Below are 15,160 nucleotides of genomic sequence, written 5' to 3'. Positions count from 1 at the left end.
GACCACGTCCGAGTCAGGGAATTAAAGCGAATTCCCTGACAACCCACGCTTTGGCTGCAGAATGTGGCCTGCGGCTGCCCTCCGCCGTCGCTCGGTCTTGACGCACCGGCTATGATTCGCTCCCGGCGAAGCATAGCCTCGCCAAACATCCTTGTTTGGCGTGCTAACCTCGCTCTGTTGTCGGCACATTCTGACGCCGGAATAAGACAAATAACATAACCATTTTTTTTTGGAAAAATTGTTGTGTTTTTATTAGGCGTTTTTTGTTAAAAAATAATCAGAAAAAACCTTAATAAAATCAATACCTTTTCTGACTGATTTTTGGGCGGAAAATCAGGCCTTTTTTTTGTTTTGGTGAATAGAATAAATTAGGTGCGCAGGTTTCGGACGTTTTGACCTTTAGTGAATAAAATAGCTATAGTGACCACGTCCGAGTCAGGGAATTAAAGCGAATTCCCTGACAACCCACGCTTTGGCTGCAGAATGTGCCCTGCGGCTGCCCTCCGCCGTCGCTCGGTTTTAACGCACCGTTTGTGGACGCGTTCCAGACGCACCACAAACTCGCCAAACATCCTTGTTTGGCGTGCTAACCTCACTCTGTTGTCGGCACATTCTGACGCCGGAATAAAACAAACAACATAACCATCTTTTTTGGAAGATATTATGTTTTTATAATTATATAGTTGATTTTATTTAAATTAAACGTCTACACGGCGTTAAGGTTCCCGAATATACCTTTTTTCAAACACCGACATTTCTAAACCGCCTACACGGCGTTAAGGGCAACTGATAACTATGCTGCGGCGTTTTTTGTTTTCTAAACCGCCTACACGGCGTTAAGGTAGAACTTAAGATTTGATAAATCTTGCTGTATAAAGATAAACAACAATTTTGGTTTTGAAAACCCTTTTTTTGAGGTGTTTTATAATTTATTGATTTTATTTAATTTTAAATTGTCGTTAAAAAAAGGGTTTGGAGCGGTTAATTTGCTGTTATTAGGGTGCTATTCGTGGTTTTGTTGATTTGTTGTATGTCGGCGCTTTGCTTAGGTTGTGTAAGCGGTTGATTTTCCTTGAAAATACAAAAATAAAAACTTCAATAAAATCAATACCTTTCCTGACCATTTTTTGGATACAATTACATTGCTTTTTAACACAAAAGTAACTCATCAAAAAGCACCTAAGATTATGTTGTTTGTCTTGTTCCGGCGTCAGAATGTGCCGACAACAGAGCGAGGTTAGCACGCCAAACAGGGATGTTTGGCGAGTTTGTGGTGCGCTTGGAGCGCGTCCACAAACGGTGCGTTAAGACCGAGCGACGGCGGAGGGCAGCCGTAGGCCACATTCTGTAGCCAAAGCGTGGGATTGCAAAGGGAATTCGCTTTAATTCCCTTTGCTCGGACGTGGTCACTGTGGCTATTTTGTTCACCTAAGGTCAAAACGTCCGAAACCACCGCACCCAATTTATTCTATTCACCAAAACCAAAAAGGCTTGATTTTCCGCTAAAAATTTGTCAGAAAAGGTATTGATTTTATTGAAGTTTTTATTTGGTGTTTTTTAGCAAAAACACAACACTAAGCAATAGCCCCATCGGGCACAGTGTGCTCTGTTATTGACTGAAGTAGTTTTTTAACTCTTGAATAAACGCACTATCAATCATGGGCGGATATTTGTTAGGTTGCCATGACGATAAAAATAGTAAATGTTGTAATGTTAAGGGTTTATTTATGTTGCTGAGTGCTGTTTCTGCTATTGGCTCTGAGTCAGTTAAAATCGATGATTGGGTTTGAATTAAAGATTGCGGTAAAGGGGTTGAGCTAGGATTGTTAGCGGTTTGCTGTGATTGTTTTTCTTGGTTTTTTCTATTTTGGTATAATTGACACTGCTGTTGGTACCAAGCTTGGTAGCCACTTAAATCGTAATCATCTAATAATTCATAGCCGTAAACAGTCGGTACCGCTTTAGGATAACGTTTATTAATAATATTTGCAGGAAACCCGCCACACACAATAATTTGGTCGAGTTTTTTTATGTGTTTGATTATCGGTTTTATGTTGAACCCTAATAATTGAGTCATCACATAAAACGATTGGTTGTAGGTCTTTAAAAAAAGTCCCTCTCTCAAAAAATGTATCGGATTTTCACTTAATGCTAATTTTTGTTCTATTTCCATTACATGACTTCTCTTTATTTATTTGATTTTACCCCTGAGCCACCCGCCATCGACACTTTCAGCGTCGCCGGCGGGGGGCGGCGCGATTGTGGCTTCGCCGCAACAGCGCAACCCTAAGGGAAGTGCCCCAACTGGTGCGGGGGCTCTATTCTTTGTTAGATTGTCCTCTCAGGCACCATAACCGCCCCCGCGGCCCAAGGATTAAGGAATAAACGCTAAAAACTAAGGTGTGGTGCAAACAGCAGAATCACTGCCGGAAACGCTGCCGCTGATGACGCCGCCGCTGTACGAGTAGACATCGAAGCCATTGCTACCTGTAGCGTCGCTTGTCCAGTAGAAGTTGCCGACGAAGCCCGCATCAGCGTAGAGGCCCATGTTGCCCCACTCCGTGAAAAACCCAGCACCTATATGACGCATATAATTATTAACAGATGAATGAGGCAAGGCGCCAGAAATAGAAGGACTATCTGTTCTGACGGCATTGGTTAAATCCTTTACTTTTGACAAACGATAACCCAAACGACTACACCAAGAGGATTGGTTAGACTGAATATCCAGTATATTACCCCGATGGACGAACCACTGTTTTAAGACAAACCCATACCTCACCTCATTACCATGACTATCCCTACCGACCAACTCAAATCTCTGTGGCAAAGATAGCGACGGAGTAAAACGCCTAGGATTACTTGAACTTATCTGAGGACTACTTGCCCTAGGCCCCCTTAACGTTACCCGTGTTACATAACTAGATTTATCTCTAATCCAAAAGTCGTGTGGTATGAAATCTCCAGTCCATGGGTCTTGGTGTGAATCTGTACGCGGCCTTGTCCAACTCACCTCTGCCCTTATACTACCAACTGTGTTAACTGTCCAACTTAACTGACTTGCGTCGATTCCACCTATGTCCAAATCAAAATACAATCCATCTGAACCTGTAGTTGGAAAGTTTTGGTCGTAAGATGAAGAATCGTTAGACTGAGTTAAAAAACCCTTTGTAGAAGACCATATGCTAGATGGGCCGGCAAGGCGAGGATCATCATTAGAATTGATGCCAGTAGTACCACCCAACAACAAATTAGGCCTTGCGTGACAAACACTAGGACCACCATACGGATTAATATAATAATCCACCGTAGCTCCACTAAAACTAGTTCTACTAGGAACACCGTACTGGGTCTGTAAATATCCCCCTGTACTACTTAAAGTTACCCTATAAGGAGCTTTACATATACTTAATGCTTCGTTACGACTAACAGTATTACCATCCTTATCCCTAAACGATACCGATATATTCCCCGATGCGGTAACTCCATTACCACCCTGTCCATCCCCATCATCATCACGCCAATAATTATACCTAGTGATTAAATCACTTATACTCACTGAATTAGTTGATGACGGGACTATCATTTCTATATGACTTAAATTACTCCCAACGTACGGCAAACTGATTGGATTTGTTGCACTTGATGTATTACTAGATGGCGTGATTACCCGACCATCCTGCAACCGAATAGACAACAATTTATCCGTTGATGTGGCTTTTGTTCGACCATTGTCAAATGTTAAATATGGCGCACTACCCTCGATATATTTTGATGTATAAGCCGTTAATGCCACAGAACTCTGTGAATACGACAACAACAATACCACGAAGAACAACGCCGATTTAGAGAATCTAAATAATCTAAGTAAACTGAGTAAACCTGATAAGCCTGATAAGCTTGGTAAACCTGAAAATTTAAATAGAAGAGGTAAACGCCTTGACCTCGGCGATAACCCTGCCGATAACGTCTCCGATTTCGCTACGCGAAATGACCTCGCTGATGAAAATAAGAATTGAGTCTGATTTCGACTACGGTGAAAATTAAAAAGTTTTAGGGCGTAGGTTTGGCATGCCAGATGCCAGATGCCAGATGCCATAAATGGTAACGCATTTCGATCATCCTGTCAAGTAAATTTTTGTTTTATTTCGATTTTTTATAACTGACTGCTCTAATAATGAGCACTCCCTTGCTTTGAAAGCGATTAAATTATAACCGCTTGACCAATAATGCGCTACCTTTTTTGTTAAAAATTTGTAAAGTTTTGTTAAAGGATGAGTCAGCCTACGTTGGCGGGCTACTGGGGACGACTTTTGCTGGTGGTTTTTGGCTAAAAACCAATAAATAAAAACTTTAATAAAATCAATACCTTTCCTGACCGATTTTTGATTAAATTTGAGAAGTTTGTTTGGCGGGGAGGTTGTCGATTTGTTGTTAAATTGATGTTATTATATTGCTGTTTATTAATACAATGATAGGAATTATGTTGATAACATGGATATGCCGAGGTAGTCGGTTTACGTCAATGGATGGAAATCCGAAAAGCTGTGCTAGGATTATATTGCTACTCTTTATTTTCATTCTTGCTTTTGTTCCATTAACCTATTGCTTTGCACAAGAAAGATCCTACCGAAATAAAGGCGATCATCTCCTTTTTACGCCTAAAGTTGGGGATATCTATTTGTTTAATTTAGCGAATGTCGGAAGAAATGGTAACGATGATTCTAACGATTTTATTTATGATCTGTATCAAGAGAAGATCATTAAAATAGATGATTCTGATATTGATAACTTCAATACTGATAAGATTGGTAGATATCAAGACCTTTATGTGGGAATGAAGTTGTTAAGCTATAATTCAAGCAATTATGTCTACACTGTTGCACTTTCGAATGTGGCTTATACTTCATTAAGCCAAGCTAAATCAAATCTCATTTTGTCGTCTTCTTATAGTAATCAGCATAATTCACTTGATGATCGGGAAATGGCTGACTTGCGTCAAAACGATATTATGACCGATGTCATTCGTCGATCTTTAGGTAAATCCTCTAAGAAGGATCCTTATTATTCTGTGTTTATGCCGATGAAACATGATGTGTATTTAATTGATTTAGCTAAATTTAATACCTTTAATTATAAATACAGTAATGAGTTTAATCAGGATGATATCTATCAACAAAACCTGACTAATATAGATGGCGTAAGTACAGACGATTTTAATAAAGACGCGAAGAATAAGAGTAAGAAGATCTATGTTGGTATGAAGATGGATTTTTACAGTTTAAGAAACGATTATTATCAGTTTGCTGTTTCAAACTCAGGTTATACGTCGTTAAAAGAGGCTAAAATTAAGCTTCCGTCTTTTGATTATAATCTTTTTGATTTGACGATAAGTGGCAAGGCGGTAAGGTATATGATTAATCATGGTATCATTGTCGATAAAGTTCGCGAATCAGAATACCTAAGTAAAGAAGAAAATGATAATAAGAAGTAGTTACAAGATAATGCTAACCTTGTGGCAATATTGATAAAAATCAGGTGGTTGTTGATACCTGATTTTTGTTTGTATGCTAATTATGGTGATTAATCGTCACTATAGCCTAAGCTGCGCAATGCTCGCTCATCATCAGCCCAACCTGCTTTGACTTTGACCCAAAGCTCTAGATGGACTTTGTTGTCAAAAAATGACTGCATATCTTTGCGGGCTTCGATGCCTATTTTTTTGATTTTTTCGCCTTTATTGCCGATAACCATTTTCTTTTGCCCATCGCGTTCAACTAAGATTAATCCGTTAATGCGATACATTCCATTGCGTTCGTCTACTTTAAATTGTTCAATTTCAACAGTCACGGAATAAGGTAATTCATCACCTAAAAAACGCATAAGTTTTTCGCGAATGATTTCCGACGCCATAAAGCGTTGCGAGCGATCAGTAATGTAATCTTCAGGAAAATGGTGTTCGCCCTCGGGTAAGTGTTTTTTGACGATATCTTTAATAATATCAACACCCTCTCCTTTTTCAGCGCTAATTGGTACAACATCAAGAAAGTTAACTTTTTGGCTAATAGTTTGAATATGCGGTAATAATTGTGTTTTGTCGGTGACGTTGTCAATCTTATTAATCACTAGCAGAACTGGACTTTTGCAGTCTTTGAGTTTGTTAGCGACCATTTCGTCATCGTCAGTCCAATGAGTGCCTTCCACCACAAAAATCACTAGCTCCACATCGCCAATTGAGCTGCTTGCTGCTCGATTCATTAAACGGTTAATGGCTCTTTTTTCTTCTATATGAAGTCCAGGGGTGTCGATGTAGATAATTTGGTCGTTATTCTGTGTGTCAATACCGACAATACGGTGCCTTGTGGTTTGTGCTTTACGTGATGTGATCGAGATTTTTTGACCAAGTAATTGGTTTAATAGCGTTGATTTACCTACATTTGGTCGCCCAACAATGGCGACAAATCCACAATGTTGTATTGTTTCTGTCATTTTATACCTAATTGGTTGAGAGCTTCTTGTGCAGCTGCTTGTTCTGCTTTTCGGCGACTTAAACCACGACCTAAATACTCGTGGTTATCGTTGTCGATTTTGCATTGAATTAAGAATTCTTGCTCGTGGTTATCGCCCGTTACTTCAAGAATTAAATAACATGGGCGGGGACGATGAGTTCCTTGTAAATGCTCTTGTAATCTTGTTTTAGCATCTTTTTGTTTAATGCCGGGTTGAATTTGGTTTAAGCGACTTTGGTACCACGCTAAGATTAGCGGGCGAATTGTGTCGATGTTGCTATCTAAGTAAATGGCACCGATAATGGCTTCAACGGCATCTGAAATAATCGATTCACGGCGAAACCCACCGCTTTTTAGCTCACCTTGTCCTAAAATAAGGTGATCACCCAATTTAAAATCTTTACCGATTTCGGCAAGTGTTTGCCCGCAAACTAGTGTTGCGCGCATTTGGCTTAGGTCACCTTCGTCTTGTTGAACAAAACGGTGATAGAGTTCGTCAGCAATGACAACACTTAAAATAGAGTCCCCTAAAAACTCTAAACGTTCGTTATGCAGTTTATTAGCACTTCGATGAGTAAGTGCTAATTCAAGTAGGGAGATATCTTGAAACTGATAGCCGATTGATTGTTGAATTTGACTAAATTTTTTCATAATTATAGTTATTAATGTATACCACCAATACGACTAAAGCGAATTCCAGTAGGCCATTGGTCGGGCTGTTTTTCAAAGCTCATCCAAATAGCAGTTGCTTTACCAACAAAGTTACCTTCAGGTACAAAACCAAAGTATCGACTGTCACCACTGTTATCGCGGTTGTCGCCCATCATAAAGTAATGACCTTGTGGCACAACCCAAGTCGCTATAGGTTGACCATTTTGGCGGTAATAATTTGTATTTTCTAGTGCATCAGGCGTAGTCAATATGTCGTGCGTCTTGTCACCTAGTGTTTCTTGTTGAACATACATATTAAATGTTATAACACGAGCAGAGTCGGTAATGCCTTTATCAGCATATTCTTGTAAGGTATAAAAGCTTGGAAAATTTTTAAATTGTTCGTTAACTTGTTTCCAATTACTTTCTTTTGGTTCGCTGTAATGCAAGTCAAGTGGCTGTGATTGCTGACCTTTGCAATTGGTGTCTGCTGTTTGGCACGCTGGGTAAATTACAATTTTCTTTTCTTTAACCAGATAGACGATTTTATCACCCGGCAAACCAACAACACGCTTAATTAGATCCATTTGGGGAATATCGGGGTGTTTAAATACGGCCACATCACCACGTTTAGGGTGCCCTGTTGGGATGATGACGGTGTTAGTAATAGGATCACGCAAGCCATAAGCATATTTTTCAACCGCAATAAAATCGCCAATTAGTAATGTTTGTATCATTGATCCTGATGGGATTTGAAACGGCTCATATAAAAATGAGCGGATAAAAAATACAACAAATAAAACAGGAAAAAATGATGCGAAGTTTTCCACCCAACCTTTGGGTTTTCCAACTTCGGCAAGTATCTTTCCATCTATTTCACCATTGCTTTGGGTGCGAATTTCTTCAACTTTTCGCTGTCTTGCAGGTTTCCATTTAAATTTTTCTAAAAACCAAAAGATACCAGTGATAAAAGTTGCTGTTGCTAGTATGATGGCAAATATTCCAGCCATTTTTTTTCCTCTTTAAATGAATCTTCTTACCAATTCGTTTTAGTTAGTTAATCTTTTCCTACATGCAAAATCGCTAAAAACGCTTCTTGTGGTAATTCGACATTACCCACTTGTTTCATGCGTTTTTTACCTTCTTTTTGCTTCTGTAAAAGTTTCTTTTTACGACTTACGTCACCACCATAACATTTAGCCAACACGTTTTTACGTAGCTGTTTGACTGTTGATCGTGCAATAACATGATTGCCGATAGCTGCCTGAATAGCGATATCAAATAGTTGACGAGGAATAAGATCTTTCATTTTTTCGACTAATTCTCGTCCTCGATAGGGTGCATTATCTTTATGGGTGATTAGGGCTAATGCATCCACTCGCTCACCGTTGATTAATACATCCAATCTTACCATATCGGCCGCTTGGAATCGTTTAAAACTATAATCTAATGAGGCATACCCACGCGAAGTCGATTTGAGTTTATCAAAAAAGTCTAATACAACTTCAGTCATTGGAATTTCGTACGTTAAAGCAACTTGATTACCATGATAAACCATGTTGGTTTGCACGCCTCGTTTTTCAACGCATAGTGTGATGACGTTACCTAAATAAGTTTGCGGAACTAATATGTTACATTCGGCAATCGGTTCGCGTAATTCCTGAATGTTATTCACTGCAGGTAATTTTGCTGGGCTATCAACATAAATTGTTTCGTTCGATGTGGTTAGCACTTCATAAACAACTGTTGGCGCAGTAGTAATAAGATCAAGATTGTATTCACGCTCTAAACGTTCTTGGATGATTTCCATGTGTAGTAAACCAAGGAAGCCACAACGGAATCCAAATCCTAAAGCGCCAGAATTTTCCGGTTCGTAAAATAGCGATGCATCGTTTAGGCTTAATTTGCCAAGCGCATCACGAAAAGCTTCATAATCGTCGGAGCTGGTTGGGAATAACCCAGCATAAACCTGCGGTTTAACCTTTTTAAAACCCGGTAATGGAGTTTGCGCAGGTGCTTTTGCTAAAGTTAAGGTATCACCTACTGGGGCGCCTAATATATCTTTGATAGCACAAACCACCCAGCCCACTTCGCCGCAATGCAAGCATTGTTTGTCAACTTGTTTAGGGGTGAATATGCCAAGTCGATCAACGTTATAAGTCATGCCTGTGCTCATAACTTTGATCTTATCACCTTTGTTTAATTCGCCATTTTTTATGCGAATTAATGAAACTACACCCAAGTAATTATCAAACCACGAATCAATAATCAGTGCTTGTAATGGTGCTGTTGAGTCCCCTTCTGGTGGCGGAATGTCGCTAACTAATTGTTCAAGTACATCAATAACACCAACACCAGTTTTAGCCGAACAGCGAACAGCATTGCTTGCATCAATGCCAACAATGTCTTCGATTTCAGCTGCAACGCGCTCTGGTTCAGCAGCCGGTAAGTCAATTTTGTTAAGGACAGGAACAACTTCAAGATCCATATCTAACGCGGTATAGCAGTTTGCTAGCGTTTGCGCTTCAACACCTTGCCCCGCATCCACAACTAATAATGCGCCTTCACAAGCAGCAAGCGAGCGCGATACTTCGTACGAAAAATCAACATGGCCTGGCGTGTCGATAAAATTGAGCTGATAGGTTTCGCCATTTTTAGCATGATAATCAAGCGTGACACTTTGTGCTTTAATGGTGATCCCTCGCTCACGCTCGAGATCCATTGAGTCGAGCACTTGGGCTTCCATTTCGCGATCTGACAGTCCACCACAAATCTGAATTATGCGGTCTGAAAGCGTTGATTTACCATGGTCAATATGGGCAATAATTGAAAAATTGCGGATATTTTTATTCATATTAATAAATTATAATTAGTATTTCGGTTATTAACGGTTAACTATCTAATCAACTACCTAAAACGCCTTTTGGTTATTACCAGCATTGCAAATAATTATATAGTCAGAAAGAGGAACATTTTACACATTTATCGCAACTAAGCATAGCGATATCGAGAAGTTTGCGCTTATTTCTGGATGATATTTTGTGCAATACGTTCAACCGTGGTACGCGGTAAATTACCAATGACGATAATATTTTTGTGACCTAAGTTAGTTGAATAAATAGTTTGTCCGCCTTGTTGAATGATTTGGTTTGATTGCTTCGCTTGTTCTGACGAGATGTTGACTGTAAACGAAAATACACCATCTGAATACAACTTGGTGGCAATATCAGAGCTATAAAAATTCAAATTATAGGCAGCTATTTCTTTAAAGCCTTGTGGTAACCAAGCTAGTCGCCATTGGTCGAGCAAATTATTTTGTTTTTCGATCGATAGTAAAATGGGGTAAGTTCGGCCGTTTATATAACTAATAATCTGTTTTTTATCAAATTTGTCATCAAGCTGAATGACTTTTAGTTGGCTAATGATATCGTTATTTTGATCTAATAGATCAACCCTAATTGGTAAATAAGTTTCATCATCAATCCAAATCACATAGCTATAACGATCTTTTTCTTTCGCAACAATTTTGACCAGTTGTGCACTGCGATTCGCGGTTCTTGCTTTTCCTAATATAATAAAGTCGTAAATATCTTTTAGATCATTAAAATTATTATAAATAACATCAGGGAAAACCTCGATAATACGGGAACTTGTAATCGAAAACGATGGGCTGTCTGGTTGAAAATAACTAGTTATGCCTTTATGCAGGATGATCTCTTTATCTGGACCTTCAAGATAACGTAGACATGCGTTAACAGCCTCTTTGCTTGTTGCCCCTAAATGACTATATTCAAATGTGGTTGCATACTGATCTTTATCTTGGGATAAGAAGTGAATGCGGTAATCTTGCGTTTGCGCTGCATGATTCATTTTGTTTAATAGCGCTAAGGCATCGTTTGTGTCATCTGCATAAATCGACGCTGAAAAAAATGCAAAAAACAGAGCAAAAATAATGTTTTCACTCTGTTTTACACAATGTAGCAAGAAATTATAATGGGGTAATTTCATTTTGAATTAATGAGCGTTTAGTCTTTTTTGTAATTCATAATCTTGTACAAGCAATCTGATTTTGTCGTATTGTCGCTTTTCAAGTAGTTGTTGATCATTTTGTTGATGAATCCCACCTACAGGCGCAACATTAACCCCCACTGGAATGGTGTTTAATGTAGGGCTTCCATTGGTATTATCAGTTTGGCTTTGTTGATATTGTACACCAGCAATAATACCAAGCGTTACACACGCAGCAAGTCCAACTTGGCTTGCTTTAGCAAAAAAGTCTTTAACGTGAATCCAAATTAGATTTTCAGCTTTTGGTAATGTGGTTGTGCTGGTATTAGGCTGATCAGGAAGTTGATTGTATAAATCTTCGCTTGCAATAGCTTGAGCGATTTGATTAGAAATATCTAACGTCAATACACTACTATGCAACTCACCTCGCATTGTGTCTCTTACAATATGGTAGCGGTGCCAGCATGATTGCAAACTTTCATTTTGTGATACTTCATCAATAATATGATCGTTTGCGAACTCACCATCCATAAGTAATGAAAGTTGCTCTTTCTGTTCTGTTTGCGTAGTAAATTGCATAGTAAATACCTTAAATGTATGACTACTCTTTATTAGTTTATAGCCATTAACTGAGTAATGGTTTTATTTTTTCATCTATTGCATCACGTGCTCTAAAGATCCGCGATCGCACTGTTCCAACAGGTGTATTCATAATTTCAGCGATTTCTTCGTAACTTAAACCGTCAATTTCACGCAAAGTAATTGCTGTTTTTAAGTCATCAGGTAGCGCTTCAATCGCTGCAAATACGGTTTTTTTTACTTCTTCTGAAAGGGCTAGATTTTCGGGGTTATCAAAATCCCTTAATGAATCCGCACCTTCGTAACTTTCAGCTTCGCTAGCATCAATATCTGATGACGGCGGCCTTCGCCCTTGAGAAATTAAAAAATTTTTTGCCGTATTAACCGCAATTCGATACAACCATGTGTAAAAAACACTTTCACCTTTAAAAAGACTTAACGACCGGTACGCCTTAATAAAAGTCTCTTGTACAACATCGGGAACTTCAGACGCTAATACATAACGAGAAACCAAATGAGCTAATTTATTTTGATAACGAACCACAAGTAAATTAAATGCGTTTTTATCGCCGTTAAGAACGCGATCAACTAATACTTGGTCTGTTACTTGCTCCCCCATTAAAGGCCATTCCTTATTATGTTAATAACTGTCTATCGGCCCATATTTGTGCACACTAACAGTTAGATGCTTAAATTGAAAAAAAGTTCCCATTATTTTAATAGAAATTTAATTATTTTACTTATTAATTGTAAATTTTTATTCTTTTTATACTAAAACGGATCGTTTTCTGAAACTTTTAGACATAACCCTGTCTAAATAAGATCATTTTTAGATCGTTTAATTGAGTGGGATTATATCTCGTTCACCACAGTCATTATAAGTGATTTGATAAAATTGAGGTAGATTAAAATTAACTGAGCTACTAGTCGTAAAAGTAAAACGATCGTCTGATAGGGCATAAAATTCGTTAATATCTTTAACCATGTTATCTTTTGATCCGTTACAATTACGGTAAATTTCCACTTGGTTGTGTTCGTTTAGAATATAAAGATCAAAACCTGTATCGGTATCTTCAAAAAAGAATTGAATGATCCCGCTATAAGCAACGCTGTCTATTTCTATCGGTAGCTCATTGGTTTCGTCTAAAATGTTCAGTGGTCTGCCTTGCACTTTGTTATTGGATACCGCACCATAAAAATCGATCGCATTTTCAAATTGATGACTGGAAACACCTAACCGTTCAAAAAATAGGTACCAAGAAGATCCGCCTATTCTTAATGGTTTGACTTGCGTTGAGTTATTTTGAGTCGTAGTTAAACGTAGATCAATACATTCATCCATGAGCTTTTTCATTTGCTGTTTGATTTCACCGCTTAAATATTCACTATAACAAAAAATTTCGATCGAATTGGGCAAGTCTGCATCTTTGTGCATGCGATTTAATAATGCCTTAATGGCTTCAAGCATGGATAATTCACCACTAAAATGGAGTACGCGAATTTCATTCCACGAATTGCGATAAAGAAGATCAATTGATCCCACCAAACTTAGCTCGTCTTTGCCGTAATTAAGTACGCTATTAGTTACCCCATCGTCTGAGTCAATATTAACTGTAGGATCATCTTCTATATTTAAAATAATAGCTAAGTGACGGATTTCACAAGGACCATATAACTGCTCTTCAGTTGCTGCAGGCACGTCAATAGGAAAGTATTTTTTTAGATCCGCGATTAATTTATTAATTTTTGAGTCATTTCGATTTTGACCATCACGATAATAAAAGTGAGTTGAATCCGCAATTAACCCGTTGAAATAACACCACCCCACCAATTTCACTAGGTATTTGCTGTATTCCAAATATTGATGACCAATGATTGATTGCATCATGGGTTTTTGATTATAAACATACCATCCCGCTCGATTGATGCGATCTTCAGCCACATGAATAAACGTTAATGCGTCTTCTTGCAAATTATCTGATATATTAAGCTTTAAAGTGGTGATCTTACCCGGCAATACTTCAAAAGCGGCATAGAGCTTGCGCGTTAAGATCGCCAGATCTTGAGGACTAATCAATGAGTCTAAATTATTACGACGACCAAAATTGAGTAAATTTCGATAGCCTGTCATCATGGTGTGTAACAAGATTTCATGTATTTCTCGTACTTGTCCTATTTTCCAAGTTTGACAGGCATCTAATTTTGTAATTTGTTGCTCATTCCATCCCCAATCATTTACTAAATTAGTCAAAATAGTACGACGCCATGACGGTGACTGCATTGGAATGGATAGTTTTTCATTTACTTTTAAGTAAAAACAGTTGCGAATTAATTCAAGGCGCTGGAAATCGTTAATTTCAATAAGATAGTTACTAATTCTGTCTAATAACATGTAGTATGAATCAAGATACATTCCTTTATGTATTTTACCATTTTGAATGAGTTCTCTCATTTGATAAGCAACGGGCTTATTTTGTGGGTAAATCCATGAATACGCTTCTAATAATAGGGTTTTAAGTACCGCTTTAAAGGGTGAATCAATACTTTTATAAAGTTGCCATAAACTTGCGCCAAAATACTCTTCAGCCGATAAGCCGGTTAGCGGGCCAAAATCAATCCATTGTTCTCGTTCAATTAACTTAAGATCAACCATTGCGTTAACGCACTCTTCATAAGTTGGATAAGTGACGTTATTTACAGTGAAATTGTAAGGTACCGCAAACCACAATAAAAATTTACCCGCTAATAAATTGGCTGAACGATAAAACTCCTCAAGTAACAATATATGCTGTGCAGATCCGCAATTTTCGCCCATTAGACATTCATGATGCTTATTGATAAAACGATCAGCATCAACCACAAATAACGTTAATTTGACTTGCAAATTGGCTGCCCATTTTTCGATTAAACGACATTTTTTCTGTAAGGCTTCTTTTTGTTGCTCTGTTAAGCTGTTTTCAATACATATCCAAATATCAAGATCTGATTGAATTGATTGCCCAATAGAACAGGTGCTACCCATTGAATATAAAGCAGATATTGTTGGGAGAGTAGAAGTGAGTGTTTTATTTTTGGTTGCAATAAAATTGAATTTACTTTTAAGTAGTTTATTCACATCATCGGATAATTGGTAACAAGCAATGCCTGAAGGTATGTTACCCTCCATATATCCTGGTAACTCAGGAGTATGATAATGGAAAAGAGCAGGAAGTAACAAAAATACCTGTTGAAACTCATCAGGCATGCCACATAGAGCTCGCTCTCGTTTTAAATCAGCAAGATCTTCAAGTTCTTTTTTTATGTTATTGATATAATATTGCATGGCTTCAATTAGGTAAAACACGCGTATTAAATTAACGCATTTAGTAAATCTAGCATGTTATTGATGCAAGGTAAATAGGGCTAAAATTTAA

The 15,160-nt window shown here is 38.1% G+C and carries 11 protein-coding genes; 1 reads left to right on the top strand and 10 read right to left on the bottom strand.

Annotated elements, in window-relative coordinates; translation table 11 throughout:
* Window positions 1-1,609 precede the first annotated feature (1,609 nt).
* Both GYX25_RS00625 and GYX25_RS00620 read right to left on the bottom strand, forming a co-directional pair.
* Window positions 1,610-2,173 carry a hypothetical protein gene (locus GYX25_RS00625; protein ID WP_174786430.1) on the bottom strand — a complete coding sequence of 188 codons (564 nt, stop codon included), beginning with the start codon at window positions 2,171-2,173 and terminating at the stop codon, window positions 1,610-1,612.
* 222 nt (window positions 2,174-2,395) lie between these two features.
* Window positions 2,396-4,099, bottom strand: a complete 1,704-nt coding sequence (locus tag GYX25_RS00620; protein ID WP_174786429.1) for a hypothetical protein — start codon at window positions 4,097-4,099, stop codon at window positions 2,396-2,398.
* A 384-nt stretch (window positions 4,100-4,483) separates the two neighbouring features.
* On the opposite strand from GYX25_RS00620, the gene GYX25_RS00615 reads away from it, so the two are divergent.
* The gene (locus tag GYX25_RS00615) at window positions 4,484-5,494 is read left to right on the top strand and encodes a hypothetical protein (RefSeq protein ID WP_174786428.1); all 1,011 of its coding nucleotides are present in this window, start codon (window positions 4,484-4,486) and stop codon (window positions 5,492-5,494) included.
* Window positions 5,495-5,583: 89 nt separating this feature from the next.
* Here the strand turns inward: GYX25_RS00615 and era are convergent, their stop codons facing one another.
* The 8 genes from era to GYX25_RS00575 all read right to left on the bottom strand — a co-directional run bounded on the left by era (window position 5,584) and on the right by GYX25_RS00575 (window position 15,090).
* Complete coding sequence (era, locus tag GYX25_RS00610; protein ID WP_174786427.1) at window positions 5,584-6,489, bottom strand: GTPase Era; 906 nt, start codon at window positions 6,487-6,489, stop codon at window positions 5,584-5,586.
* On the bottom strand, window positions 6,486-7,163 hold the full coding sequence (rnc, locus tag GYX25_RS00605; RefSeq protein ID WP_370737824.1) for a ribonuclease III: 678 nt from the start codon (window positions 7,161-7,163) through the stop codon (window positions 6,486-6,488). The genes era and rnc overlap by 4 nt, the downstream gene beginning before the upstream one ends.
* 8 nt (window positions 7,164-7,171) lie before the next feature.
* Window positions 7,172-8,170, bottom strand: coding sequence for a signal peptidase I (gene lepB / locus GYX25_RS00600; protein WP_174786426.1), 999 nt, complete (start codon window positions 8,168-8,170; stop codon window positions 7,172-7,174).
* A gap of 47 nt (window positions 8,171-8,217) precedes the next feature.
* Window positions 8,218-10,014 carry a translation elongation factor 4 gene (gene lepA / locus GYX25_RS00595; RefSeq protein ID WP_085247418.1) on the bottom strand — a complete coding sequence of 599 codons (1,797 nt, stop codon included), beginning with the start codon at window positions 10,012-10,014 and terminating at the stop codon, window positions 8,218-8,220.
* Between the two features lie 167 nt (window positions 10,015-10,181).
* Window positions 10,182-11,168: a MucB/RseB C-terminal domain-containing protein gene (locus GYX25_RS00590; protein WP_091347521.1), complete on the bottom strand. Its 987-nt coding sequence runs from the start codon at window positions 11,166-11,168 to the stop codon at window positions 10,182-10,184.
* Between the two features lie 6 nt (window positions 11,169-11,174).
* A complete protein-coding gene (locus GYX25_RS00585; RefSeq protein WP_174786425.1) occupies window positions 11,175-11,747 on the bottom strand; it encodes an RseA family anti-sigma factor in 573 nt (190 codons plus the stop codon).
* Window positions 11,748-11,793: 46 nt separating this feature from the next.
* Window positions 11,794-12,366 (bottom strand): RNA polymerase sigma factor RpoE, encoded by a 573-nt coding sequence (gene rpoE / locus GYX25_RS00580; RefSeq protein WP_091347525.1) that lies wholly within the window; start codon window positions 12,364-12,366, stop codon window positions 11,794-11,796.
* Between the two features lie 219 nt (window positions 12,367-12,585).
* Window positions 12,586-15,090, bottom strand: a complete 2,505-nt coding sequence (locus GYX25_RS00575; RefSeq protein WP_174786424.1) for a class I adenylate cyclase — start codon at window positions 15,088-15,090, stop codon at window positions 12,586-12,588.
* Window positions 15,091-15,160 lie beyond the last annotated feature (70 nt).

Source organism: Gilliamella sp. ESL0254, from assembly GCF_013344985.1.
Taxonomy (GTDB): Bacteria; Pseudomonadota; Gammaproteobacteria; order Enterobacterales; family Orbaceae; genus Gilliamella; species Gilliamella bombicola.
This window is presented reverse-complemented; position numbering and strand designations above follow the sequence as displayed.

What these genes read in the sequence shown, in the direction of transcription:
- GYX25_RS00625 (WP_174786430.1), bottom strand. Translation starts at nt 2,173, where the DNA reads ATGGAAATAGAACAAAAATTAGCATTAAGTGAAAATCCGATACATTTT.
- GYX25_RS00620 (WP_174786429.1), bottom strand. Translation starts at nt 4,099, where the DNA reads ATGGCATCTGGCATCTGGCATCTGGCATGCCAAACCTACGCCCTAAAA.
- GYX25_RS00615 (WP_174786428.1), top strand. Translation starts at nt 4,484, where the DNA reads ATGTTGATAACATGGATATGCCGAGGTAGTCGGTTTACGTCAATGGAT.
- era (WP_174786427.1), bottom strand. Translation starts at nt 6,489, where the DNA reads ATGACAGAAACAATACAACATTGTGGATTTGTCGCCATTGTTGGGCGA.
- lepB (WP_174786426.1), bottom strand. Translation starts at nt 8,170, where the DNA reads ATGGCTGGAATATTTGCCATCATACTAGCAACAGCAACTTTTATCACT.
- lepA (WP_085247418.1), bottom strand. Translation starts at nt 10,014, where the DNA reads ATGAATAAAAATATCCGCAATTTTTCAATTATTGCCCATATTGACCAT.
- GYX25_RS00590 (WP_091347521.1), bottom strand. Translation starts at nt 11,168, where the DNA reads ATGAAATTACCCCATTATAATTTCTTGCTACATTGTGTAAAACAGAGT.
- GYX25_RS00585 (WP_174786425.1), bottom strand. Translation starts at nt 11,747, where the DNA reads ATGCAATTTACTACGCAAACAGAACAGAAAGAGCAACTTTCATTACTT.
- rpoE (WP_091347525.1), bottom strand. Translation starts at nt 12,366, where the DNA reads ATGGGGGAGCAAGTAACAGACCAAGTATTAGTTGATCGCGTTCTTAAC.